This is a genomic window from Brevundimonas sp. Soil_N_31 (assembly GCF_057655995.1).
The window spans coordinates 44,174-69,412 of the sequence record NZ_JBDGLE010000002.1 but is presented as its reverse complement, the minus strand read 5'-3'; the positions used below and the strand labels follow the sequence as shown (position 1 = coordinate 69,412).

Genomic DNA, 25,239 nt, shown 5'->3' with positions numbered 1-25,239 from the left:
ACTATTTGGGTTCCTGGATTGGTGTTGCGAGCTTCAAGTACGAAAGTTCAGCGGTAAGCTTAATCGCGCTAGTGGTTTCCGGTCGGAAGCTGGATCTCGAAAGTACTTCCTTCGCCAGGTACGCTGCTTACCAGCCGGATTGTCCCGCCATGCAGTTCGGCAAGTTGCTTGACGAGGGCCAGCCCGATTCCCAGCCCGTCGCCTATCACGACCATTCCTGCATTGGATTGCTCGAAGAGCTCGAAAATGCGCGACTGCTGGTCGGCTGGGATGCCGACACCGTTGTCGGAAACGACAATGCTGGCGCTGTTTCCGCTGCCACTTGCGGTGACCTCGATGCGCCCGCCCTTCGGCGTGTACCGTGCCGCATTGCCAACGACATTGCTGACCATCTGAATGAAGCGCGCCTTGTCGACGTCGAGTAGTATCGGCTGTTCCGGAACGTTCACTGCGAGCGTGTGATTCCCTGACTCGATTGCCGGAACCGCGACTTCCAGCGCGGAGGGAAGGATGTCGGCCAGCAGCACTTTCTCCCGGCGCAGCGAGATTTTTCCGTGCTCGATGCGGTTGATGTCGAGCAGGTCGTCGACGAGACGGGTCATGTGCCCGAGATGCTGCCGCATCGACGTGCGGACGTTTCCAATGACCTCCGGATCCCTTTTCCTCTCCAGAATGCTGAGACCGGCGGCAAGGACCGCCAACGGATTGCGCAACTCGTGCGCCAGCACCGCGAGAAACCGGTTTTTCTGCTGATCGGCAGCCTGTAGCGCAGCGCTGAGCGTTGCGAGTTCGTCGCGCTGGGCGGTGATCTGCTGCCGCTGGGCATACAGGTCCAGGAAGACATTCGATTTGGAGCGCAGGATGTCGGCTTCGATCGGCTTTTGGATGAAATCGACCGCTCCCGCCTCGTAACCTCGAAAGCGGCGTGCGGCATCGCCGCTTCCCGCCGTCACGAAAATGATCGGGATATGCCGCGATCGCTCGTTCGCGCGCATTATCTCGGCCAGTTCGAACCCGTCCATGCCGGGCATCTGCACGTCGAGCAGCGCCAGCGCATAATCGTTCGCCAGCATCAGTTCGAGCGCATCTTCGCCGCTGCGCGCCAAATGCAGCTCCAGCCCTTCGCGCGCAAGCAAGGCTTCGAGCGCGACGAGGTTTTCCTCGAGATCGTCGACCAACAGGAATTTGACGTTGTTGGTCATAGCGCGATCATGGCCTCCAGCGCAGGGTGGATGTCTTCCAACCGCATCGCTTGCGAACCCGGGGCCGCGGCAAGCGCAGCGTGGGGCATTGTCGCCACTTCCGCCGAGGCCGGATCCTGTACGATACCTTTCCCGCCTGCCGCACATATAGCGCGCAATCCCGCTGCGCCATCGCTGTTCGCTCCCGTCAGGACAATCCCGGCCAGCTCGCTTCCGAACGCGTCTGCCGCGCTTTCGAACAGCACGTCGATTGCGGGTCGCGAGTGATTGACCGGCTCGTCCGAGGATAGAGCGAGCGAGCCGCCCGCCTCGACGAGAAGATGATAATCGGACGGCGCGAAATAGATCGTTCCCGGTTCCAGCGGCTCCTTATCCTCCGCTTCCTTTACAGGGATGCGGCATTTGTCGGCGAACAGATCGACCAAGGCGTTATCGCGCCGTGGCGGGATATGGACGACGACGATGACGGGAATGGGAAAGTCCACGGGCAAGGCCGGCAGCACCTGCGAAAGGGCCTGCACGCCGCCCGCCGACGCGCCGATGACGACTGCCTGAAGGCTCACCGAGTGTTCCTTCGATAGATCTTTTCCTCGCGCACGAACTCCGAGAACATGTCGGCGTGGGCCGAGAAGCGCAGGCTTTCCTTCGACCCGACGCCTAGGAATCCGCCGCGCGCGAGCGATTCGCCGAACAGTCCCACGACCCGGTCCTGCAATTCGCGGTCGAAGTAGATCAGCACGTTGCGGCATGAAACGAGGTGCATCTCGCCGAACGCGGCGTCGGTCACCAGGCTATGATCGGAGAAAACGGCTCGTTCGCGCAGGGCCTTGTCAAACACGGCCCTGTCGTAGTCCGCGGTATAGTATTCAGATAAAGATGAATGACCGCCGGACTGGCGATGGTTTTCCGTGAACTGGCGGATCCGGTCCAGCGGATAAATGCCCGCCTGCGCCGCGCGCAGCGCCGCCGGGTTGATGTCCGTTGCGTAGAAGATGGTACGGTCGGCCAGCCCTTCCTCGGCGAAGAGGATCGCCAGCGAATAAAGCTCCTCGCCATGGCTGCATCCCGCGACCCATACCTTGAGCGAGGGGTAGGTCCTGAGGTGAGGCACGACGCTTTCGCGCAGGGCGCGAAAATACGAAGGGTCGCGAAACATCTCGCTCACCTGAACGGTGAGGAAGTTTAGCAAACGCGGCAGGATCGTCTCGTCGTGCAGGACGGCCGACTGGATGTCGGAAATGCTGTCGTAGCCCAACTGTGTCCGCGCCTGCAGCAGCCGCCGCTTGATTGAGGCGCGGGCATAGTGCCGAAAATCGTAGTGATAATGCCGATAGAGTGCGTCCAGCAGAAGCTGGATCTCGATGTCCTCGATGCTCTCGTTCGCAGCACCGGCGTCCGTCATTCTGGTGCGCATCACCTGGGCATCCATACCCGTACCAGTGAAAGCAACTTGTCCACGTCGATCGGCTTTGACATGTAATCGTTGGCGCCCGCATCGATGCATTTCTGCTGGTCGTCGGGCATGGCCTTGGCGGTGAGCATGACAATGGGCAGCTTCTTCCAGCGCGCATCGGCACGGATGGCGCGAGCGGCGGTGAGGCCGTCCATCACCGGCATCATGACGTCCATCAGCACCAAGTCGATCGTGTTGTCAGGATCGCCCGCCGCTTCCTCCAGCGCATCGATCGCCTCCTGCCCGTTGCGCGCGATCCGCGTCAGTGCGCCGCGGGGCTCCAGAACGCTGGTGAGCGAGTAGACGTTGCGCACGTCATCCTCGACGATGAGGATGCGGCGGCCTTCGAGCGCCGCATCACGGTGACGCGCTTTCTCGATCATCTGGCGCTGTTCGGCAGGCAAGTCGGAAACGACCTGGTGCAGGAACAGCGAAACCTCGTCCAGCAGGCGCTCGGGCGACTTGGCGCCCTTGATGATGATGGAACTGGAATAACGACGCAGGCGCTGCTCCTCGTCGGCCGAAAGGTCCCGCCCGGTGTAGACGATTACCGGAGGAAGCGGACCCTCGCCTTCCTCGCTTAGCGTCTCGAGCAGGGAAAAGCCGGTGGCATCGGGCAGCGCGAGGTCGAGGACCATGCAATCGTACTGGCCGCCGCGCAGTTCCTCCAGACATTCGGCGACCGTGCCGACGCCGACAGTCTCGACATCCTGCGATCCGAGCAGCTGACTGACCGCCTCACGCTGGACCGCGTCGTCCTCGACGATGAGCACACGCCGAACGCGCGATGCCAGTTTCTGCTGCAGCATGGCCAGCACCTCTGCCAGCCGTTCGCGGGGGGCGGGCTTTTCAAGGAAGCCGATCGCACCCAATGCCATCGCTGTCTGGGCCTGGTCCGAACCGGAGATAACGTGGATCGGTATGTGCCGTGTCCTGTCTTCATGCTTGAGCCGGTCCAGAACGGTAAGGCCCGACTGATCGGGCAGACCGATGTCGAGCACGATGGCGCTGGGCCGGTACTCGCGGGCAAGGTCGATCGCTTCCTGCGCGGTGCCGGCCACGAGGCATTCGAAACCCATTTCGCGTGACAGGTCGCACACGATACCGGCAAATCTGCTGTCGTCCTCGATCACGAGCAATACGCGCTTGTCACCGGACAGGACCGCCCGGTCGTCGTCGATGACCGGCCCCTTGGGTGTCGTATTGGTCCGGCCCTTCGGCCTGGTCGCGGCTTGTACAGTTGCCGGGGCTGTTGCCGGCGGTTCCTTACCCGCCGGCGCGGCAGCGCGCGGCGCGACGGTGGCGGGATCGTAAGTGGCAGGCACGTCCACGATGAACGTGCTTCCCTTGCCTTCTTCGCTCGTGACCCGGATCGTTCCGCCCAGCAGGCGGACCAGTTCGCGCGAAATCGAGAGGCCGAGCCCGGTGCCGCCGAACTTGCGGCTGATTGTGCCGTCGGCCTGGCGGAAGGCGTCGAATATCGCGTCGCGCTGCTCCGGTGCGATGCCGATCCCGGTGTCGGCGACCGCGAATTCGATCTGGTCGTCATCCTTGCTGGAGATCGACAGGGTAACGCTGCCCCGTTCGGTGAACTTGATCGCGTTCGAAAGCAGGTTCTTGAGTACCTGTTCCAGCCGCTGTCGATCGGTCTCGATGGAACGCGGCGCATCGTCGGCAAGCGCGATGTCGAGTTCCAGCCCACGCTGCTGCGCCAGCGGCTCGAACATCTTTCGCAGGTCCGAAGCGAGCCGCTCCGTGGAGACCTGGGTCGCCTGGATCTCGACGTGACCCGCCTCGATTTTCGACAGATCGAGGATGTCGTTGATAAGGGTCAGGAGGTCGTTGCCCGAAGATTCGATCGTGCGGGCAAACTTGACCTGTTCGGCCGAAAGGTTGCCGTCGGCATTGTCGCCCAGCAGCTTGGAAAGGATCAGCAGCGAATTGAGCGGCGTGCGCAGCTCGTGGCTCATGTTGGCAAGGAAGTCAGACTTGTACTGGCTGGCCTGCTCAAGCTCGCGAGCCTTAAGCTGCAGCGAGGCAGCGGCGCGCGAAAGCTCGTCACGCTGGCCCTCCAGAGCCTGCGCTTGTTCTTCAAGCTGGCTGTTGGTCTGTTCCAGTTCGACCTGCTGCAGTTCCAGCCGGGCTTGCGTTTCCTTCAACGCATTCCCCTGCTCCTCCAGTTCCTCGTTGGAGACCCGCAATTCCTCGCTTTGCGCCTGCAGTTCGCTAGCCTGGCGCTGCGTTTCCTCCAGCGCGTCCTGCAGGCGCTCGCGGAAACGCGCCGAGCGCAGGGCGACGCCGATCGAGCCTGAAACGGTATCGAGCAGTTCTCGTACCCGGTCATCCACCGCATCGAAAAATCCGAGTTCGATGACGGCATTGACCGAACCTTCATTGAAAGCCGGGGCGACCACGAGATGGCGCGGCGTATCGCTGCCAAGTGCGGAACCGATCTTGAGATAACCGTCCGGGATATCCGCAAGCTCGGTCGGGTGTCCGTCTGCCGCCACCTTGCCGAGCAAGCCTTCGTTGAAGGCAAACGTTTCGGGCACCGCTGCCGCGTCGGTCACCCCGAGCATGGCTGCACGGTTGAACGTGCCTCCTTCTCCCTTGAAGATCGCGCCTGCGTTAGCCCCGGTCCTCTCGGCGAGGAAGGCAAGCACCGCGGCGCCCAGCTGCGGGACAGTCTTCTCGCCGCGCATCGCTTCGCTAAGCTCCACCTGCGCGGTTTGCAGCCAACGCTGACGTTCGCGCAGGCGGTTTCCGCGCATGAGCAGCAGGAATATCGCGATGGTCAAGGCGATGCCAATAAGGCTAGTGACCATGGCGCTGACGAGCGTTGCACTGGACGCCGCAGCCAGTTCGGCGATGCGCTGCTGGCGCTCTGTCGTCTCCGCGCGGTTTCTCTGCGCCATCTCCAAACGGATCGCATCCATCGCGATCTTGCCCTGGTCGCTGTCGATCATCGCGATCGCCGGATCGAAGCCCTGATCGCGACGAGTCTCGATGGCCAACCGGGAGAAACGGAGTTTTTCGTCGATCAGGGTCCGGAGCCGGTCGAGGTCCTCATCCTCGGCGGCATTGTCATTTGCAAAAGCTTCCAACTTCCCCAGGTTTTGTCGCGCGCTGGCAGCTCCGGTTCGATAAGCTTCAAGATATTGGTCTTTGCCGGTCAGGACATAGCCTCTGCTACCAGTTTCCACGCCGAGCACCGCTATCATGAGCTCATCGAGCGACGTCAGCACCTCGTGCGTAACGCGGATCCGTTCCTCGTTCTCGCGCATGCTGAGGACGTTCGAATACGAAAGGATCGCGCTGACCAGGAAGAAGCCGATCCCGGCAACGAGGCCGACGATAGACCACCAGGAATTCGTGTCGCGGAATTTCCGCTTGGAGGCAGCATCTTGCAAGAGTTTGAAATCCTTTAGTCGTGCCAAGGCCATAACGGCGGACGATAATTCGAAGCAACCTCTTCCTCAGTCTCTAATGGCATGTAGCGTCAGTTTGCACCTTTTTGATGAGCGTCGCGATTGTATCGAGCCTCTGGATGCCGAGCCGTGATCAGATCGCTGTGTGCCGCCCTTGGAATAGTGACGTGACCCCCGATTTTCCTCCACGCTGGATTAGAGTCCGCCCCTGAGAGAAGGACGGACGAGATGAAGCGAACGAGGTTTTCTGAAGAGCAGATCATTGGCGTGCTGAAGGAAGCGGAGGCGGGGGCGAAGACCGCGGACCTGGCCCGCCGACACGGTGTGTCGGAAGCGACGATCTACAACTGGAAGGCGAAGTACGGCGGACTGGAGGTGTCCGAGGCAAAGCGGCTGCGCTCGCTCGAGGATGAGAACGGCAGGCTCAAGCGCTTGTTGGCCGATGCGATGCTGAACAACGCTGCGCTGAAGGATCTTCTGACAAAAAAGTTCTGACGCCCGCCGCGAAGCGGGAAGCTGTTGCTCATCTCCAGGATTGTCACGGGATGAGCGAGCGGCGGGCGTGTCATGTGATCGGAGCCGACCGTAAGAGCGTGCGATATCGCTCCCAGCGGGCTGACGATGCCGAGCTTCGCGAGAAGCTGCGCGAGCTGGCGAACCAGCGACGCCGGTTCGGCTATCGTCGCCTGCATATCCTGCTGCGCCGGGAGGGGGTGATGATCAACCGCAAGAAAACCCAGCGTCTTTACCGTGAGGAGGGATTGGCGGTCAGGCGACGCCGGAGCCGCAAGCGTGCTGTTGGAACACGGGCGCCTGCTCCGGTGCTGGCCCTACCGAACCAGCGCTGGAGCCTCGACTTCGTGCACGACCAAATGGCGTCAGGACGACGGTTCCGCGTGCTGAACGTGGTCGATGACGTGACCCGGGAGTGCCTTGCGGCGGTGCCCGACACATCGATCTCAGGCGGCCGTGTCGTGCGCGAGTTGACGGAGCTGATCGCACAGCGCGGCAAACCGGGGATGATCGTCAGCGACAACGGGACCGAACTCACGAGCAATGCGGTGCTGGCATGGTGCGGGGAGATCGGCGTTGAGCGGCACTACATCGCGCCGGGCAAGCCGATGCAGAACGGCTACGTCGAGAGCTTCAACGGCCGCATGCGCGACGAACTGCTCAACGAGACGCTGTTCCTCAGCCTTGCCCACGCCCGGGTCGAGATCGCCGCCTGGGTCGAGGACTACAATCGGGAGAGACCACACTCATCCCTTGGATACGCAACACCGGCGGCGTTCGCCGCCGAACTGGATAAGCAATGGACTGATTCGCTACGCCCTCCGGGCTCCGCTACGCAGCCCATTGCTTCAACCGCGCTCAAGCGCAAAACAACCGCGCGGCTCTAATCCCAGTTGGGGGAAAGCCGGGGGTCACGTCACGAACTGCCAGACAATTGACAGCGCTAACTAACAGATAATTCCGACTGCGGCACCTTTTCCTATCCGCCGAAAGCAAAGGCTCGAGATCGGTCGCTAGGAAACCGAATAGCAAGGAGCCGGGAAGGCCTTCTACAATGCGACATTCCAATTCCCTCGCGATGGCAAGTTTGGCGTCACCGCATGGAGCGGGAGCGTTCTGATCGGCGGGCGGTATGGCATCGCACTCCTTTTTTCCGTTATGGCCGAAAAGATGAGTCGCTCCATGTGCGAAGGCCGCTAAGATCTTTGCAGCTAGCGTATCTTGATCGACGATCGCTGGATATCGGGACCCCTGCGGGCACTTTATCGATGTTGCCCCGACCCGGGGCAAAAATTAGAGGATGAACGATGGCTAAAAAAGTTCAGACGACCGCCCATGACATCAACCCCGACCCGATCATCGTGAAGCCAGTTCCCAACGTGGACAAAACCGGTCCTTTCGGTGGCCGCGCGATCGACAAGGGGGAGCGGCCACGCGGCCCGGCGGGCGACAATTCGCTGCACCACCACAACCCGGGTCTGGGCGAGACCGATTTCGACACCGAGCTGGGCAATGCTGGCGAAGTGCATCAGCAGGTGCCCGATAGCGGCGATCATAGCGATACGGTGGCGCATCTCACCGACAACCACGGCCATCGCATTGCGGACAACCAGAACAGCCTCAAAGCCGGCGCGCGCGGGCCGACACTGCTGGAAGACTTCGTTCTGCGCGAGAAGATCTTTCACTTCGATCACGAACGTATCCCCGAGCGTATCGTCCACGCCCGCGGTTCCGGCGCGCACGGCGTGTTCGAAGTCACCAAGGCGATCCCCGAACTGACCAAGGCCAAGCTATTCTCCAAGGCCGGCAACAGCTGCCCCGTGTTCACCCGTTTCTCCACCGTCGCGGGCGGCGCTGGATCGGTCGACACCCCGCGCGACGTGCGCGGCTTTGCGGTCAAGCTCTACACCGAAGACGGCAACTGGGACCTGGTCGGCAACAACATCCCGGTGTTCTTCATCCAGGACGCGATCAAGTTCCCCGACCTCGTCCATTCGGTGAAGATGGAGGCCGATCGCGGCTATCCGCAAGCGGCCAGCGCGCATGACACGTTCTGGGATTTCATCAGCCTGATGCCCGAGTCCATGCACATGATCATGTGGGCGATGTCCGACCGCGCGATCCCGCGCACGCTGCGCAACATGGAAGGGTTCGGCGTCCACACCTTCCGGCTCGTCAATGCCGAGGGCAAGGGCAGCTTCGTCAAGTTCCACTGGAAGCCGGTGCTGGGCCTTGCCTCCACCACTTGGGATGAGGCAGTGAAGCTGGCCGGGGCCGACCCCGATTTCCACCGCCGCGATCTCCACGAAGCGATCGATGGCGGGCACTATCCGGCATGGGACCTGGGCATCCAGGTGTTCGACGAGGCGTGGGCCGCCAAGCAGCCCTATGACGTGCTCGATGCGACCAAGCTGATTCCCGAAGAGGAAATCCCGGTCGACATCATCGGGCGCATGACGCTGAACCGTAATGTCGACAATTTCTTTGCCGAGACCGAGCAGGTCGCCTTCCTGCCCACCAATGTGGTGCCGGGGATCGATTTCTCGAACGATCCGCTGCTGCAAGGGCGGCTGTTCAGCTATCTCGACACGCAGAAATCGCGGCTGGGCACGACCAATTTCCACCAGATCCCGATCAACGCGCCCAAGTGCCCGTTCCACAATTTCCAGCGCGACGGGATGATGCAGACGCTGGTGCCCACGGGCCGCGCCAATTACGAGCCCAACAGCCTTGCCGAAGCGGGCGAGGACGGCGGCCCGCGCGAATGCCCGGAAACCGGCTTCACCAGCTTTGCCGCCAATGACGAACGCAACGATGGCGGCGAGAAGCTGCGCATCCGTGCGGAAACCTTCGCCGACCACTACAGCCAGGCACGGCTGTTCTATCGTTCGCAGACCGATAACGAACAGGCGCACATCTGCTCGGCTATCGTGTTCGAGCTGTCGAAGGTGACGCTGGAGCATGTCCGCAACCGGGTGATGAGCCGTCTTCGCAATATCGACGAGGATCTGGCCAAGCGCGTGGCCGCCGGTCTGGCGATGGACCTCCCGGAAAAGGCCAAGGCCGCGAAGGAACCGATCGATATGGCGCTGTCCGATGCACTGTCGATCCAGAAGCAGGAAAAGCCCGTGTTCGAGGGCCGCTGCGTGGGCATTCTCTACGCCGAGGGTTCGGACAAGGCGATGATCGACGAGATCAAGGCGGGCGTCGAAAAGGACGGCGGTACGGTTAAGCTGGTCGCGCCCAAGGTGGGCGAGATCAAGGTCAAGGGCGGCACACTCAAGGCCGATGGCCAGCTCGCGGGCACGCCTTCGGTGGTGTTCGATGCGGTGGTCGCCATCCTGATGCCCGACCAGGCGCAGGAACTGGCCAAGGATGTGGGCGCGGTCGCCTGGTTTGCCGACGCCTGGTATCACTGCAAGACCATCGGCGCCTGTGGCGGCACGCGCGAGCATATCCTGCCCAAGGCGAATATCGAGCCTGACGCGGGCGTGCCCAAGCCGGAGGACTTCCTCAAGGTCGGCACCAAGCGCCACTGGGATCGCGAACCCAAAGTCCGCGACCTGGCCTGACCCACGCGCGGTGCCGGATCATGGAGGACAACGATCCCGTCATGGCCGGCACCGCCGATGTCTGCACGCTGTCCGAGGCACCGCTGCGCGTGCTGATCTATCTCAGCACCGCCGGCGCGCAGGAAAACGCGCAGGCCGACACCGCGCTTGCGCTCGCTCACGAAGTGCAGGCGGGCAATCGGCGCAAGGGCCTCACCGGCCTGCTGCTGGGCAACGGCAATAGCTACATGCAGGTGCTCGAAGGCAGCCCGGAGGCGGTTGGCCAGATGTTTGCCACGGTCAACCGCGATCCGCGTCACCGCGCGCTCGATGTCGTGCTTGATCAACCTGCGACGGAGCGGACATTCCCCGACACCGCCATGCTCGGGCTCGATCTCGACGCCAGCCCGCTGGACCGCCGCGCCGCGATCGAGGCGCTGATCCCGGCCGGGGCGGATCGCGATGTGCGCGAAAAGCTGCTCGCCTTCAGCGTGTTCGATTGAGGAATACGAACAAGCCAACGCGGCCGCGCGTGGCGATCATCGGGGCCGGGCCGAGCGCGGTCTATGCCCTGAAGCGGTTGATCACGTCAGAGGCACCGCTGGCGATATTGATCTTTGAATCCGGGGCGCGGCCCGGTGTGGGTACGCCCTACGATCGCCAGCAGAACTCACCGGCCATGCTGTCCAACATCGCCAGCATCGAACTGCCGCCGGTGTGCGAGACCCTGCTCGACTGGTTGCAGCGGATCCCGCCCGAAACCCGCCATGGCTGGGGCATCGGGGATGCCGACCTGCACGAACGACACTTTTTTCCGCGCGTGGTTCTGGGCGATTATTACGCCGACCAGTTTGGCGCGCTGGTGAATGAAGGCGCGGCGCGCGGCCACCGCATCACGCTGCACACGCGCACCCGCGTCAGCGATATTGTCGCGCATGAGGGCGGGGTCTGGGTGACGAGCGATGCTGTCACTCAGCAGGCCGCGCTCGCGTTCGATCATGCGATTCTGGCCACCGGGCACTCGGTGCCCAAAACACACGGGGCCGACCCGGCGGCCCTGGGGCGCAGCGTCGAGCCAAATCTTTCGGCGGACGCGATTCGGCTCGGTATCCTTGGCACCTCTCTGAGCGGAATCGACGTGGCGATCGATCATGCAATGCGGATCGGCCGTTTCAAGTCCGTGGACGGGCGCCTGACCTTTGCGCCGACCGACCAATGCGACCGGGCGCAGGGTCCGCTCATCACCATGATGTCGCGCGGCGGGCTGCTGCCCGAAGCCGATTTCTTCTGCCCGATCCCCTATCAGCCGCTGGATCTGTTTACCGACGACCGGCTGGCTGCAATCGTCATGGGCAAGGATGGCGATCTGGACCGGGCATTCGGCCTCTTCCTCGACCAGCTCGAGCGGCTCGACCCGGCGTTCCTACGATCGCTCGGGCCGGGATGCACGACGCCGGAGGGCTTTTCCAAGTGCTATGCGCAGCGCCGCAGCGACTTCGATCCGTTGGAATGGGCGCGCGGCAATCTGCTGGAAGTGCACTACAACGCGCGGCATCACCGCACCGTGCCTTGGCGTTATGCGCTGCTGCGCATGCACGAGCCGTTCGGCGCCATTGTGAAGGACTTGTCGGACGGCGACCGCGCCCGCTTCAACCGCTCGCTGAAGCGCGTGTTCGTGGACAATTATGCGGCTGTTCCGCCGCTCTCGATCGAACGGCTGATCGCGTTGCACGATGCCGGTATCCTTGCAATCCATGCGCTCGGTTCCGACTATACGATGGAGCGGGACGACAAAGGCGCCGGCTGGCACATCGCTGCGCGCGGAGTGACGCACCACTTCGATTCCATCGTCGACGCACGCGGGCAGGCCGTTCTGGGGCAGGAGGAATTTCCCTTTCCAACGCTGCGCATGCAGATCCGCGCCCTGGCCATCGCGCGGTCGGCAAGCCTCGATGAAATCGTCACCGGGAAGGGCTTCAAGCTCGGGCAACCCGGCAACCCGCTGGAACGCGTGCATTGCCTGTCGTTGCCATTTCTGCTGGGGCGCAACCCCTTCGTACAGGGGCTGACCGCTGCAGAGGAGCTGGGAACCGCGGCTGCGCATGCCATCCTGAGCGCGCTCGCCGCGAACAGCGAGCGGGGCCTGCCGATTGATATCGAAGGGGCCCTGGCATCGCTTGGCGGGCATGTGGTTTACCTGTTCGCAAGCCAAGGCCAAGCTGTCCTCGAAGCGCCGCGCAGTTAGTTGCCTTGGTGTGCTATGTAGAAAGCTGGCTCCATCGATTGAAAAACTAGCCGGCTTACCTGTCAACGAAAAATTCAATAAATCTTGCAGTAAGAGCTTAGGCCTGAAAAGGATAAGGGCCATTTAATTGCACGAAAATTCGTGAGAGGTGTGCGCATACTGCCCTATGCTTATTATAGTGCGGCATTCCTACAGGTTTTTTCGCGTGAATAAGGCCGTCTGTGGGCCAGAAACACGAACGGCTGATTGCGGCGCGCAACGATGCCATGTTGGCCCGCCAGAAAGTGTGGCTGATTGAGCTAATCGATGGAACGCGCAGACAGTCGGCAAGCAAGCTATGAACCGCGCCGCCTCGTTTTGATGCGCGAACGAATGGCGGCTTTCGGTTTAAATCCGAAGGGTTCGGAATGACCGATATTAGGGCGCGAAGCTGCCGGCAGCCGACGTACTAAGGAAGGGCCGCTTACCGCGACCTGATCTCCGAAAGCAGTTAGTCCGCTTCTCACCGCAAAGTACCGTCGCCACGCTCGAACGAACCTCAAAATGTCATTCAAGAGCTATCGCCAGCTTTCGCGTACGTCGTTTACGCTATTCCCCGCTAGAGCCGCCGATTGCCGCCGTTTCTACTACTCCGTCACTCCCACTCGATTATTGATCGAAAGCATAAAGCCTTGAAATATGGCAATTAAAAATATTTCTTGCGGCGATATACCGTCATACATCCTGGAAAATTGGCCGGCTTTTGAATTTATTAGATTTTTCCGAGATGCCCCGAAAAACCCTACTTTCGGGATCTATCGTCAAGCGAGAAACACAGGAAACAATCCGATCCGATCCATGCATTCCGCCGATTGCACGACGTAGCTCTATTATCAATGCGGCCAATTGTCAGGCGGGTCACGTCAGTGCCTTCGAGAGAGAATATCGCCATCTGACGCTACAGCATTTCAAGTGGACGACGGTTGCCTGGCCTAGGAAATGCCGCGTCGAGCGTCGCAAGCTGGGGGTCGGAAAGAACGATATCGGCGGCCGCGCGGTTCTCCCGCACATGTGCGACTGAACTCGCTTTCGGGATGGCGATGAGGCCATCGTGCCGCAACGTCCAGGAAAGTGCGACCTGCACAGGGGTTGCACCAACCTCGGCTGCAATTTTGTCGAGAGCGGGGTGCGTAGAAAGTCGTCCCTGCTCGACCGGACTATACGCCATGACAGGCACTTTGTGCTCGGCGAGCCAAGGCAAAAGGTCCAATTCGGGGCCCCGACGGACCAGATTGTAAAGGATCTGATCGGTCACGCAGCCCCCCCCGCCGGCAGCGACAAGCTCGTCCATATCATCGGTATCGAGGTTGCTGACACCCCAGTGCCGAATTTTTCCCGCCGATTTCAGCGTCTCCAATGCCTCCACTGTTTCAGTGAGCGGCACCGATCCCCGCCAGTGGAGAAGGTAGAGGTCGAGCCGATCGGTGCCGAGCCGCTTCAGGCTCGCCTCGCACGCACCGGCAAGGCGGGAGCGCGATGCATTCTGCGGATATGCCTTGCTGACGAGGAACAACTGGTCGCGAAAGCTGCCCAGCGCCTCGCATATCAGTGTTTCCGCCGCACCGTCGCCGTACATTTCGGCGGTGTCGATGAGCGTCAGGCCCAACTCGACACCGGCGCGTAGCGCGGCGATCTCATCGGATCGCCGCTCGGCACGTTCGCCCATCTTCCAGGTGCCTTGACCCATTGAAGGAACGACTTCCCCGCCTGGCAGCGTCACGCCTTTCATGTGCTTTCGTCCTATCAGATGTGTTCGGCTATTCGTTCGAGGGAGGCGGATAGGTAGATCCCCGCCACGCACAAATAAATATCGATACTTGGTGTCACAACTTTCCGCGGCTGTTCAAAAATCCTGTCGAGCGCTGCGGTCTCCCGGAATGGGATGATGATTTGGGCATGCGGACTTCGGTCGGAGTGGGCTTTGCTGCAGATCGACAGAGGCTTGTTGCAAGAACACCGAGGACGAGCTCGCTTCGACCATCACACCGCAGCCGGCCATCGATCGAGTGCCATTTTGGCGATGGAGAGCAGTTCGTTAATCGTAGCGCCGTCGCGCGCTTGAACGGACATGCCTTCCATGACCGTATTGATGAATTTGCCTAGGACGGCCGGATCGGCATCGGCCGCAAGCTCGCCCTGCGCGGCGCCGCGATGCAGACGCTCGATCAGGAGGGCCTCCGCCGCGATACGCTTGTCGCGCAGCAGGCATTCGATGGCGGCGGACGCCGGCGACACGGCTGCCGCTGCCGAATACATGAAGCAGCCGGCCGGCGTTCCAGGCTCCGAGAACGATGACGCCGCTCGCTCCAGCAGGCCTTTGACGGCCTCGAAGGTGGACAACGCCGGGTCGTTGATGGGGGCATAGAGGTGGACGCTGAACGTCGCGGCATAGCGCTCGATCACCGCCGCGAACAGCCCCGCCTTGTTGCCAAACGCCGCATAGAAACTGGCGGCGGCGACGCCAGTCTCTGCCACCAGATCGGCCATCGAAGTCGCCTCGTAGCCGCGCTGCCAGAACAGCCGTACCGCCTTGTCGAGCGCTGCGTTAGTGTCGAACACGCGAGGGCGACCTGCGCCGCGACGTGCTTTCGTCTCTGTCATTTCTGGCGCCTGATATGGAATGATCGATAAATAATAGCTTGAACCTCGTCGCTGACATCGATACAGAACGATCGTTCAATAATCAAGGAATGTCCCATGAGCCGCATCGTTCGAATCCACGAATATGGCGACGCCAGTGTCCTCAAGATTGAAGATTTGGCAGTGCCCGCGCCCGCGGCCGACGAGGTGCAGATCGCGGTCAAGGCGATAGGCATAAACCGCGCCGAGGTGATGTTCCGCAACCATGCCTACCTTCAGGAAGCCGAGTTCCCGAGCCGCCTTGGCTATGAGGCTGCCGGCACCGTCGTTAAGGTCGGCGCGGACTTGACCGGGTTTGCGGAAGGCGAAGCCGTCAGCGTCATCCCCCCGCTCGATATCGCGCGCTGGGGCACCTATGGCGAGGTCGCCAACGTGCCCGCCCGCCTCGTCGTCAAGCATCCGGTGGCGCTGTCGTTCGAGGAAGCGGCGGCCGTGTGGATGCAGTATGTCACCGCTTGGGGCGCGCTGGTGGAGCAGGCGAAGCTCGGCCAGGGCGATTTCGTCATCGTCACCGCTGCTTCCAGCAGCGTCGGCCTTGCTGCCTTCCAGATTGCGCGGATGGTCGGCGCGACGGTAATCGCGACGACGCGTACCGGCGCCAAGCGCCAGGCCCTGCTTGATGCCGGTGCACATCATGTCGTCGCGACCGAGGAAGAGGATCTGGTGGCGAGGGTGATGGAGATAACCGATGGTGCAGGTGCGCGCGTGGTGCTCGACCCGGTCGGAGGCCCGTCGTTCGAGCCGCTGACCGCGAGCATGGCGCGCGGCGGCATCCTGCTCGAATATGGCGCGCTCAGCGGCGAGCCGACGCCGTTCCCGTTGTTCTCCGTGCTGGGCAAGAGCCTCACGCTCAAGGGTTATCTCTACAGTGAGATCGTCTCGGACGACGCCGCCCTTGATCGCGCCAAGGCGTTTATCGTGGCGGGGCTGGAATCGGGCGCGCTCAAGCCGCAGATCGCGCGCACTTTCCCGCTCGACGCCATCCAGGACGCGCACCGCTTCCTCGAATCGAACGACCAGATCGGCAAGGTCGTCGTTACGGTCTGACCGGCAAACCTGGGGGAGCAAGCGATGGCTCCCCCCTCCCAGACACATGATCGGACCCTCAGCCCATGCCGTGGTTGCTTGCGGCGCAGGCTTGAGAGCATGACCGGAACCTCGCCCGATGAGAGAAACGCCCGTCTCAGTGCAGGATTGAAACTCCCCCCCTGTATAGTATGGTGAAGCGATTTCTCGGGAAAACGCGATGCCACATTCATCAGAGGACAAAAAGCGAGCCATCACACGCTTGCGGCGTATCAAGGGCCAGGCGGACGCTCTGGAACGCGCGATCGAAGCCGGGGCCGATTGCGCTCCCCTGCTGCAGCAAATTGTCGCCATGCGTGGCGCGACAAACGGGCTGATGGCGGAAGTGATGGAGAGTCACCTCAGGGAAACATTCGGTTCCGGCGCAGATCCGGCCCTCAAAAGCGAGGGTGGCGATCACGATGACGGCGTGGAGGGCGTAATGAAGATTCTGCGTACTTATCTTAAATGACGATTTCAGGCTCATTTTCTTGCCCGTGTTCTCTCGCACTTAGAAGCCAGCCCCTGCTGCCTTCTCTGGTTTGAGACCCTCGGTAGAACACCTCTTGTATACTGGCAGGGGGTATGACAAAGATACTCCCTGACAGTATGAGAACGTCGACGAATTTGCGATGGTGCAACGGCCTCGCACCGGCAATCAGTTTCCATCAACGAGGGTATCCCAACATGAAATCTCGCGCCGCTGTAGCCTTCGAGCCGGGCAAGCCACTCGAAATCGTCGAAATCGATGTCGCCCCACCCCGGAAGGGTGAAGTGCTCATCCGGGTGACGCACACCGGTGTGTGCCACACCGATGCGTACACGCTGGCGGGCAGTGATCCGGAGGGCGTTTTCCCGGTGGTTCTAGGCCACGAGGGCGCGGGAATCGTTGTCGAGGTCGGTGAGGGCGTCACCAGCGTCAGGCCGGGCGATCACGTGATTCCGCTCTACACAGCCGAGTGCGGCAAGTGCGATTTCTGCGTGTCGGGCAAGACCAACCTGTGCGTCGCTGTCCGCGAAACGCAGGGCAAGGGTTTGATGCCCGATGGCACCACCCGCTTCTCGTACAATGGCCAGCCCCTTTATCATTACATGGGCTGTTCAACCTTCAGTGAATATACTGTCGTCGCCGAAGTCTCGCTCGCCAAGATCAATCCCGAGGCTAACCCCGAACATGTCTGTCTGCTGGGCTGCGGCGTCACGACCGGCATCGGCGCAGTCCACAATACCGCCAAGGTCCAGCCCGGAGACTCGGTCGCCGTGTTCGGCCTTGGCGGGATCGGCCTCGCGGCGATTCAGGGCGCCCGCCAGGCGAAGGCGGGTCGCATCATCGCCATCGACACCAATCCGTCCAAGTTCGAGCTGGCACGCCAGTTCGGTGCGACCGAGTGCATCAACCCCAAGGACCATGACAAGCCCATCCAGCAAGTGCTGATCGAGATGACGGGATGGGGCATCGATCATACCTTCGAGTGCATCGGCAACGTCAATGTCATGCGCGCCGCTCTTGAATCAGCGCACCGTGGCTGGGGTCAGTCGATCGTGATTGGCGTTGCCGGCGCGGGCGAAGAAATCTCCACCCGTCCATTCCAGCTCGTTACGGGCCGCGTCTGGAAGGGGTCCGCTTTCGGCGGCGTCAAGGGACGTACACAGCTCCCCGGCATGGTCGAGGACGCCATGAGAGGCGATATCGATCTGGCCCCGTTCGTTACCCACACCATGGGTTTGGAGGAGATCAACGAGGCGTTCGAACTGATGCACGAAGGCAAGTCGATCCGCACGGTCATTCACTACTGACCCGCCGATCCCAGGCGCCTCTGGCAACACCAGTCATCGAGGAAGTTCCGGATGACCAGTCCGGTTATCTGGGGTGACGGCATTTTCTTCCCCCTCTTCCTCGACGCCGCCAACATCGACCGTTCAGTCGCGTTCTAAGACGCGGCGCTAGGCGCTCGGATTGACAGGCCAGCCGTCATCATGGCCCGACCCCGGCCATGATGAAGCGCGCTCTGGCAACTGGCAACGTGTCGCGATGCGGTAACAACCGCCGAAGTGCAATCGTTACATGCCGATAGCGGCACGGACCAGGGCCGCCTGGCCCAGGCGCTTACCAGCGGAGTGTGTGTGGCCTGGTCGCGCGACCCAACGGGAAAAATGGTTTTGTCGTAACCTTTGTCTCATGCTGGAAAAATATTTCAAAGGTTCCGAACATCGAGCCAGCCTGGCCGTTGGATGTATTGAGTCGGAAATGCATTCATCTGTTACCCCGACCATAATGAACCACGGGCCGCACGGGCGGATATGGCAGGAAGACCGAATTGAAGGACAAGGATATACACGCGACGACGCCCGCCACCGATCATGGGCATGCGGGACCGCCCGCTTGCGTGCAGGTTCGCGGCGCGCGCCAGAATAACCTAAAAAATGTGGACGTCGATGTACCGCGTGACGCCTTCGTGGTGTTCACCGGCATATCGGGCTCGGGCAAGTCATCGCTCGCGTTCGGCACCCTTTATGCCGAAGCCCAGCGGCGTTATCTGGAATCGGTTGCGCCCTATGCCCGTCGCCTTATCGACCAGGCCGGCGTGCCGGAGGTCGACACGATCGACGGATTGCCGCCTGCGGTCGCGTTGCAGCAGCAGCGCGGCTCGGCCAACGCGCGATCCTCGGTCGGCAGCGTGACGACGCTCTCCAGCCTGGTGCGGATGCTCTATTCCCGCGTCGGCGAATATCCGCGCCATCAGCCCATGCTCTATGCGGAGGATTTCTCCCCCAACACGGTCGCGGGGGCCTGCGCGACCTGCCACGGCATCGGCCGCGTGTATGACGCGACCGAAGAGACGATGGTTCCTGACGACAGCCTCACCATTCGCGATCGGGCGATCGCCGCCTGGCCGACCGCCTGGCATGGCCAGAACCTTCGCGATATTCTCGTTTCGCTCGGCTATGACGTCGATACGCCGTGGCGCGACTTGCCGAAAAAGGATCGCGACTGGATCCTCTTCACTGACGAGGCGCCGACGGTGCCGGTCTATGCGGGCCTGACGCCCGAACAGACCCGGACGGCGCTCAAGCGCCGCATGGAGCCGAGCTACCAGGGCACCTTCACCGGCGCGCGCCGCTATGTGCTGGAAACCTTCGCCAACACTAAAAGCGCGCTGATGAAGAAGCGCGTCTCGCAATATATCATCGGCCGCGATTGCCCGACCTGCAACGGCAAGCGCCTGAAGCGCGAAGCCCTGTCGGTCAAATTCGCCGGCCTCGACATTGCCGAGTTCGGCGACCTGACGGTGCTCAAGCTGAAGGACTTGCTGATGCCCGTCGCGCATGGCGAATATGGGGCAGTCTCCGACACCTCAAAGGGCCATGTTCTGGAAAAAGCGGTCCGCGATGCAGCGGTCGAACAACGGATTGCGGCGGGCGGCTCTGCGCACAAGAGCGCGCCCGACGTGCGCCGTACGCCCAATCTCTCCGACGAGAAGCGGATCGCCGCCCAACGCCTCGCCTGCGAATTGATCGAGCGGCTCGAGCCTCTGATCGATCTTGGCCTTGGCTACATTTCGCTCGACCGCAGCACGCCGACGCTCTCCTCCGGAGAGCTGCAGCGCTTGCGGCTTGCCACCCAATTGTCGTCACAGCTTTTCGGCGTGGTCTATGTGCTTGACGAGCCTTCGGCGGGGTTGCACCCGGCAGATGGCGAAGCCTTGCTCACTATCCTCGAGCGTCTCAAGGCGGCGGGCAACTCCCTGTTCGTCGTCGAACATGATCTCGACGTGATCCGCCGCGCGGAATGGCTCGTCGATGTCGGGCCAGGAGCCGGGGAGAAGGGCGGTGAAGTCCTCTACAGCGGGCCGATAGAGGGGCTTGCCGACGTCGAAACTTCGATCACCCGCCGCTACCTGTTCGCAGAGCCGCTTCGGAGTGAGCGCACACCGCGCGATCCCAAGGCATGGCTACGCCTGGAAGGGATCAGGCGGAACAATCTCCATGGTCTCGACGTCGAGTTTCCCATCGGCTGCTTCACCGCTGTCACCGGCGTTTCGGGATCGGGCAAATCCAGTCTTGTCAGTCAGGCTCTGCCCGAGCTTGTCACGGAACACCTCGGCGGCTCCCCCGTGGCCGCGGAGGAGGATATCGATCCGCTGCTCGATGTTGTTCAGAACGATACTGAAGGACGCATTATCGCGGGCATGGAGCATGTTCGCAGGCTGGTGCGGGTCGATCAGAAACCGATCGGCCGCACGCCGCGCTCGAACCTATCCACCTACAGCGGCATGTTCGACCATGTGCGACGGATCTTCGCTGATACGCCGCTCGCCCGCCGGCGGCACTACAGCCCGGGCAGGTTCTCGTTCAACGTCGCGCAAGGCCGCTGCCCTGTTTGCGAGGGCGAGGGATACGTCATGGTGGAGCTGCTGTTCCTGCCGAGCGTTTTTGCGCCCTGCTCGACCTGTCACGGCTCTCGCTACAACCCGCAAACACTCGAAGTCGAATGGAACGGGCGCAATATCGCCCAAGTGCTCGAACTGACGGTCGACGATGCGTGCGATTTCTTCGCTGGCGAGGCATCTGTGATGCGCTCCCTCGACGTGTTGCGGGAGATCGGTCTTGGCTATCTGAGGCTCGGACAGCCGGCGACCGAGCTGTCTGGCGGGGAGGCGCAGCGCATCAAGCTGGCGACTGAACTGCAACGCGCCCAGCGCGGCAACACGATCTACATCCTCGACGAGCCAACTTCGGGGCTTCACCCCTCAGATGCCGACCGGCTGATGCAACACCTGCAGGGCCTCGTCGACGCCGGCAATACGGTCGTAGTCGTCGAACATGACATGCGCGCCATCACGCAGGTGGATTGGATCATCGATCTGGGACCGGGGGCCGGGGAAGATGGTGGCCGTATCGTTGCCAGCGGAGTCCCTGGCGTCGTTGCGGAAGCGGAAGGCAGTCTCACTGCCCCCTATCTCAAAGCGGCGCTGTAGGTCGTAAACCTGACCGAACGGGCGTTCGATCAGGTGTATGTCAACCGGCCGCTGGAATGGGTCGAATCTGGAAGCGGGAGCCGACGATGTGTCAACGCGGTTGACGCGGTTTAGGGTTCGAGTGCCCGTCAGGTGCGCCGTGTTCGTCTGATATGCGGCGTAGCGGACGGCCAATCGCCGGCCATCCGCTACGCCTGTTTTGTGCGGAACTTCTCCAGGGAGCGGGCCCTCACATGGTTCGTCGAAACCGCCCCGTCTTAATTCCTGGCTGCGAGCCCAGCGCCCACACCTTCCGCGATTTGCTCAACGAGTTTGGCACAGAAGGCGGGTAAATCGTCGGGGTCGCGGCTGGTAACAAGGCCGTTGTCGACCATGACTTCCTCATCGGTCCATGTAGCGCCGGCGTTCTCGATATCGACCTTCAGCGTCGGGTAGGACGTCAAGGTGCGACCCTTAAGCACGCCCGCCTCGATCAATGTCCAGGGTGCATGGCATATCGCGGCAACCGGTTTTTTCTGATCGAAAAAAGCCCGGATGAAATCAACTGCCTCGGCGCTGCCGCGCAGCTTGTCGGCACCGACCGTCCCTCCGGGCACAACTAGTCCGTCGAAATCGTCGGCTTTGACATCGGAAAACGTCTTGTCGATAGTATAGCTGCCGCCCTCGTCAAGGTCGCTATTGACTGTGCGAGCCACGCCCGCTTCAAAACTGACCACGGTCACTTTGCCGCCAGCCTCCTCGATAGCTTGCTTGGGCTTCGAGAATTCTGGCTCTTCCGTCCCGCGGGGCGCGATCAGAACGGCAACTGATTTGCCTTCTAACGTCATAATCTATTCCCTATTCCGTTGAAGACTACGGTCAGGTGGTCGGCTTAAGCACGACCTTTGTCCATCCATCATCGCGCGCATCGAAATGCTTGTAGGCGTCTGGCGCCTGATCGAGCGGCAGTCGGTGCGAGATGATTTGAGCAGGATTGGCCCGGCCATGCTTAATGAGGTTCATCAGCCGCCGGTTATAATGCTTTACATTACATTGCCCGGTGCCGATCTTCTGCCCCTTGAACCAAAAGTTGCCGAAGTCGAACGCAATCTTGCCTTCCTTCTGGAGATCGTCTGGCGCATTCGGGTCTTCCGGAATGAACACGCCGACGACGCCGATGCCGCCGGTGGCCTTCGTGCTTTTGACGAGGCAGTTCATCGTGTAATTGCTGCGCTCCTTGCCGTGGCGATCGCAGCACTGGTATCCGACCGCCTCGACCCCGCGGTCGGTCCCGAGGCCGCCGGTTGCATCTAGGATTTGCTGGGCAGGATCGCCCTTGCGCATGTCGATCGGGATGGCGCCGATCGCCTCGGCCAGCTTCAGGCGATCATCGTGGGAATCGACCACGAAGATCTGAGCGGCACCGCGGATTTCGGCTGAGTGCGCGGCCATCAAACCGACCGGACCAGCTCCGTAGATCGCGATGCTTTCGCCGGGCAAGAAACCCGACAACTCGACGCCATGCCAACCCGTCGGAAAGATGTCGGAGAGCATGACATAGTCATCCTCCTTCTCCTCAGCGTCCTCGGGCAGCTTCAGGCAATTGAAGTCGGCATAAGGTACGCGCATCATCTCGGCCTGACCGCCTTGCCACGGCCCCATCTCGGCAAAGCCATACGCTGCGCCGGCGGTTCCAGGATTGGTCGTGAGGCAAAAACCCGTCAGACCGCGTTCGCAATTTTCGCAGAACCCGCAACCGACGTTGAACGGCATGCAGACGCGATCGCCCCTCTTGATACGATCTACGGCAGCGCCGACTTCGATGACCTCGCCAAGGTTTTCGTGACCGAAGACCCTGCCCTTCTCAAAGCTGGTACGGCCCTCGTACATGTGAAGGTCGGACCCGCAAATGTTGGTCGTGGTCAGCCGGATGATAACATCGGTCGGCTTTTCGATCTTGGGATCATCGATGGTATTGACGGAAACGTCTTTGGGCCCGTTGTACACGACAGCTTTCACGGATCTTCTCCTTTTGTAGCTCTGCTCTGGGCGTCATCAAATCGAGAGCTTGCTGATGATCCGGACCAGCGCAAAGGCGCATAGCATCGCATCTTTCCAACCGATGTCTGTCTCCTAAACCGCCTGATGCCTGAGCGGTTCCTTCCCGTTCGGCAGTTCTCGGATCGATTTACGGCGGCTTTTCGATTGCCTGGGCCAGGACGATCTAAAAAAGCGGCAGATTGATGACCTCAAGAAGTTCCTGCGAAACCAACGGCGCCATGATAACGCAACACATCAACGCCGACTTATCAGCAGCAGCATCAAAAGGCAGGATAAGCGCAAAAGACAAGGCCATCCACTATCGCGGATGGCCTGTCGTATTCTTCTATTTAGTTCCAGAGCCGGCCGGGCCGTCCATTCCCGACGGCAGGCGACCCTAACCGTGCAGTCGTACGGCAGCTTGGTGTGCCGACCGCTCCGCTATTTCGCGGCCAGCAGGGTGAACTTGTGAATCTGCGGCGGTTCCGAGAACAGTTCTTCCGCCTTCTCCATCAGCGCGGCGGCAACCTTGCCGTCAAGATGGGCCTGCCGATCCTCCTCTGTGTCGAACGTATCGAAGATCGCGTACGCACCGGGACCTTCCTCGATCGCATACCAGGTCAGAGTGCCCGGCTCGGCTTGAACGAGCGGCAATGCCGAGGTCAGGAAATTGGCGACATCGCTCTCTTTACCGGGTTTGGCCTTCAGTGGCACGTACAGCGCGAGTTTGGGCATTATCGACTCTTCAAGTTAAACGGACAGATATCATTCGGCAGAGTAACGGACGAGCGGGCCGGTACGTTCCCCATGAGGCGGAGCACACGCGGCCCCGCCTCCTCGTCGAAATCAGAACTGCTGTGCGGTCGGCCGGATGACGATCGCGTTGACGTCAACGTCATCAGGTTGTTCGACAGCGAACGCGATAGCACGCGCCACCGATGCCGCTGGGATGGCCTGCTTGTAGAAGTCGAGCACCGTCTCGGCTGCCGTGCCAGACGTCGTGAACTTCAAATCGCTTTCGACGGCTCCGGGCTCGATCGACGTGACACGGACCTTTTCACCCACCTCGTGGCGCAAGCCCTCGCTGATCGCGCTGACCGCGAACTTGGTACCGGAGTAGACCGTGCCGCCTGGTGCGAAGACCTTGATGCCGGCGACCGAGCTCAGGTTGATGATGTGGCCGCTGCCCTGCTCGAGAAAGCCGGGAAGGGCCGCCGCGATGCCGTAGAGCGTACCCTTCAGATTGACGTCGATCATCTGGTCCCACTCGTCGGTGTTGACCTCGGCCATCGGACGGATCGGCATCAGCCCTGCGTTGTTGATCAGCACGTCGAGGCGGCCGAAGTCGGCAATGATTGCGGCGACGACGGACTGGACCGCCGCCTTGTCGGTGACGTCGAGCGCGTAGCTACGTGCCGTGCCGCCGTTTGCGGCGATGTCCGCGACGACCTCGTCGAGCTTGTCCTTGCGCCGCGCGGCGATGGCCACCTTTGCGCCGCGTTCCGCGAGAAGCCGCGCGGTTTCTGCGCCGATGCCGGTGCTGCCGCCGGTAATGAGAATGACCTTGCCTTCGATACCCTGGGTCATGACTGTATTCCTTCAAGTCAGTTGTTGATTTTTCGCCGGATCGCGGCTCCGCCTCAGCGGTAACCGCGTGGATGAATGAGGCCCAAGAGTCCCACGCGGAGTGCAGGTGCCAACAGGCCGATCATCCGCAACTCCTCTCTGTAGAACGGTTGTGCCAGCAGCGCCGTACCCACCCATTCTTCAGGCTTGCCCATGGCACCACCCTCAGGTCGCCGAGACGGGGTTGAGGACGAACGCGGCGCGCTCGGCCAGATCGCCGATCTGAGAGAGATAGTTCTGGAAGTGGGGCGTCTCGCGGTGGGCGGCGACCGCATCCGCGTCCGCGTACAGCTCGTCGAGCACGAAACGGTTCGGATCGCTCTGGTCCTGCCAGAGATCGTAGCGCAAATTGCCCGGTTCGGCACGGCTCGGCTTTAGCATGGCGTCGAGCAGAGCGCGCAGGCGGTCGACGGTATCCGCACGGGCGGTAAGGACGGCGACGATCTTCACGTTGGCGGTCATGGCACCGTTCCTTGTCT

At 61.6% G+C, this 25,239-nt stretch carries 20 protein-coding genes; 8 read left to right on the top strand and 12 right to left on the bottom strand.

Annotation, left to right across the window (positions count from 1 at the left end; genetic code table 11):
- Positions 1–68: 68 nt before the first annotated feature.
- Genes AC3A3G_RS03245 through AC3A3G_RS03230 form a run of 4 tightly spaced genes read right to left on the bottom strand, consistent with a single transcriptional unit; the run spans position 69 to position 6,065 of the window.
- Positions 69–1,202 (bottom strand): hybrid sensor histidine kinase/response regulator, encoded by a 1,134-nt coding sequence (locus tag AC3A3G_RS03245; protein ID WP_053556533.1) that lies wholly within the window; start codon positions 1,200–1,202, stop codon positions 69–71.
- Positions 1,199–1,765, bottom strand: coding sequence for a chemotaxis protein CheB (locus AC3A3G_RS03240; protein WP_036527602.1), 567 nt, complete (start codon positions 1,763–1,765; stop codon positions 1,199–1,201). The genes AC3A3G_RS03245 and AC3A3G_RS03240 overlap by 4 nt, the downstream gene beginning before the upstream one ends.
- Complete coding sequence (locus AC3A3G_RS03235) at positions 1,762–2,616, bottom strand: CheR family methyltransferase (protein ID WP_279332212.1); 855 nt, start codon at positions 2,614–2,616, stop codon at positions 1,762–1,764. Before AC3A3G_RS03235 ends, AC3A3G_RS03240 begins: the two co-directional genes overlap by 4 nt.
- Positions 2,616–6,065, bottom strand: coding sequence for a response regulator (locus tag AC3A3G_RS03230; protein ID WP_051586991.1), 3,450 nt, complete (start codon positions 6,063–6,065; stop codon positions 2,616–2,618). The genes AC3A3G_RS03235 and AC3A3G_RS03230 overlap by 1 nt, the downstream gene beginning before the upstream one ends.
- A gap of 246 nt (positions 6,066–6,311) precedes the next feature.
- Here AC3A3G_RS03230 and AC3A3G_RS03225 point away from each other — a divergent pair.
- The 4 genes from AC3A3G_RS03225 to AC3A3G_RS03210 all read left to right on the top strand — a co-directional run bounded on the left by AC3A3G_RS03225 (position 6,312) and on the right by AC3A3G_RS03210 (position 12,392).
- Positions 6,312–7,483, top strand: a protein-coding gene (locus AC3A3G_RS03225) for an IS3 family transposase (RefSeq protein ID WP_156458509.1) whose coding sequence is annotated in 2 segments (ribosomal slippage) — positions 6,312–6,564 and positions 6,564–7,483 — 1,173 coding nt in all. Because the reading frame shifts where the segments join, the coding sequence is not laid out codon by codon here.
- A 420-nt stretch (positions 7,484–7,903) separates the two neighbouring features.
- Entirely contained in the window at positions 7,904–10,168 is a 2,265-nt protein-coding gene (locus tag AC3A3G_RS03220) for a catalase (RefSeq protein ID WP_081799113.1), read from the top strand.
- A gap of 20 nt (positions 10,169–10,188) precedes the next feature.
- A complete protein-coding gene (locus AC3A3G_RS03215; protein WP_036527633.1) occupies positions 10,189–10,650 on the top strand; it encodes a BLUF domain-containing protein in 462 nt (153 codons plus the stop codon).
- Positions 10,651–10,679: 29 nt separating this feature from the next.
- On the top strand, positions 10,680–12,392 hold the full coding sequence (locus tag AC3A3G_RS03210) for an FAD/NAD(P)-binding protein (RefSeq protein WP_051586985.1): 1,713 nt from the start codon (positions 10,680–10,682) through the stop codon (positions 12,390–12,392).
- 937 nt (positions 12,393–13,329) lie between these two features.
- Here AC3A3G_RS03210 and AC3A3G_RS03205 read toward each other — a convergent pair.
- Together AC3A3G_RS03205 and AC3A3G_RS03200 are read right to left on the bottom strand one after the other, a co-directional pair.
- Positions 13,330–14,160: an aldo/keto reductase gene (locus AC3A3G_RS03205; protein WP_487487531.1), complete on the bottom strand. Its 831-nt coding sequence runs from the start codon at positions 14,158–14,160 to the stop codon at positions 13,330–13,332.
- Between the two features lie 251 nt (positions 14,161–14,411).
- Positions 14,412–14,990: a TetR/AcrR family transcriptional regulator gene (locus AC3A3G_RS03200; RefSeq protein WP_487487530.1), complete on the bottom strand. Its 579-nt coding sequence runs from the start codon at positions 14,988–14,990 to the stop codon at positions 14,412–14,414.
- 138 nt (positions 14,991–15,128) lie between these two features.
- Here AC3A3G_RS03200 and AC3A3G_RS03195 point away from each other — a divergent pair, with 138 nt between their 5' ends.
- The 4 genes from AC3A3G_RS03195 to AC3A3G_RS03180 all read left to right on the top strand — a co-directional run bounded on the left by AC3A3G_RS03195 (position 15,129) and on the right by AC3A3G_RS03180 (position 21,115).
- On the top strand, positions 15,129–16,118 hold the full coding sequence (locus AC3A3G_RS03195; RefSeq protein ID WP_487487529.1) for a zinc-dependent alcohol dehydrogenase family protein: 990 nt from the start codon (positions 15,129–15,131) through the stop codon (positions 16,116–16,118).
- A 199-nt stretch (positions 16,119–16,317) separates the two neighbouring features.
- Positions 16,318–16,608 (top strand): metal/formaldehyde-sensitive transcriptional repressor, encoded by a 291-nt coding sequence (locus AC3A3G_RS03190; protein WP_043153273.1) that lies wholly within the window; start codon positions 16,318–16,320, stop codon positions 16,606–16,608.
- 215 nt (positions 16,609–16,823) lie between these two features.
- Positions 16,824–17,933 carry an S-(hydroxymethyl)glutathione dehydrogenase/class III alcohol dehydrogenase gene (locus tag AC3A3G_RS03185; protein WP_160986421.1) on the top strand — a complete coding sequence of 370 codons (1,110 nt, stop codon included), beginning with the start codon at positions 16,824–16,826 and terminating at the stop codon, positions 17,931–17,933.
- 521 nt (positions 17,934–18,454) lie between these two features.
- A complete protein-coding gene (locus AC3A3G_RS03180) occupies positions 18,455–21,115 on the top strand; it encodes an excinuclease ABC subunit UvrA (protein ID WP_487487528.1) in 2,661 nt (886 codons plus the stop codon).
- 257 nt (positions 21,116–21,372) lie between these two features.
- On the opposite strand, the gene AC3A3G_RS03175 is transcribed toward AC3A3G_RS03180, so the two are convergent.
- The 6 genes from AC3A3G_RS03175 to AC3A3G_RS03150 all read right to left on the bottom strand — a co-directional run bounded on the left by AC3A3G_RS03175 (position 21,373) and on the right by AC3A3G_RS03150 (position 25,222).
- Positions 21,373–21,942, bottom strand: a complete 570-nt coding sequence (locus tag AC3A3G_RS03175; RefSeq protein ID WP_487487527.1) for a type 1 glutamine amidotransferase domain-containing protein — start codon at positions 21,940–21,942, stop codon at positions 21,373–21,375.
- 31 nt (positions 21,943–21,973) lie between these two features.
- Entirely contained in the window at positions 21,974–23,113 is a 1,140-nt protein-coding gene (locus tag AC3A3G_RS03170) for a glutathione-independent formaldehyde dehydrogenase (RefSeq protein ID WP_064311492.1), read from the bottom strand.
- 462 nt (positions 23,114–23,575) lie between these two features.
- Positions 23,576–23,869: a putative quinol monooxygenase gene (locus tag AC3A3G_RS03165; protein ID WP_062106251.1), complete on the bottom strand. Its 294-nt coding sequence runs from the start codon at positions 23,867–23,869 to the stop codon at positions 23,576–23,578.
- Between the two features lie 111 nt (positions 23,870–23,980).
- Positions 23,981–24,721, bottom strand: coding sequence for an SDR family oxidoreductase (locus AC3A3G_RS03160; protein WP_064311493.1), 741 nt, complete (start codon positions 24,719–24,721; stop codon positions 23,981–23,983).
- A 53-nt stretch (positions 24,722–24,774) separates the two neighbouring features.
- A complete protein-coding gene (locus AC3A3G_RS03155) occupies positions 24,775–24,915 on the bottom strand; it encodes a hypothetical protein (RefSeq protein WP_157105557.1) in 141 nt (46 codons plus the stop codon).
- Between the two features lie 10 nt (positions 24,916–24,925).
- Entirely contained in the window at positions 24,926–25,222 is a 297-nt protein-coding gene (locus AC3A3G_RS03150) for a putative quinol monooxygenase (protein WP_064311494.1), read from the bottom strand.
- Between the last annotated feature and the right edge of the window lie 17 nt (positions 25,223–25,239).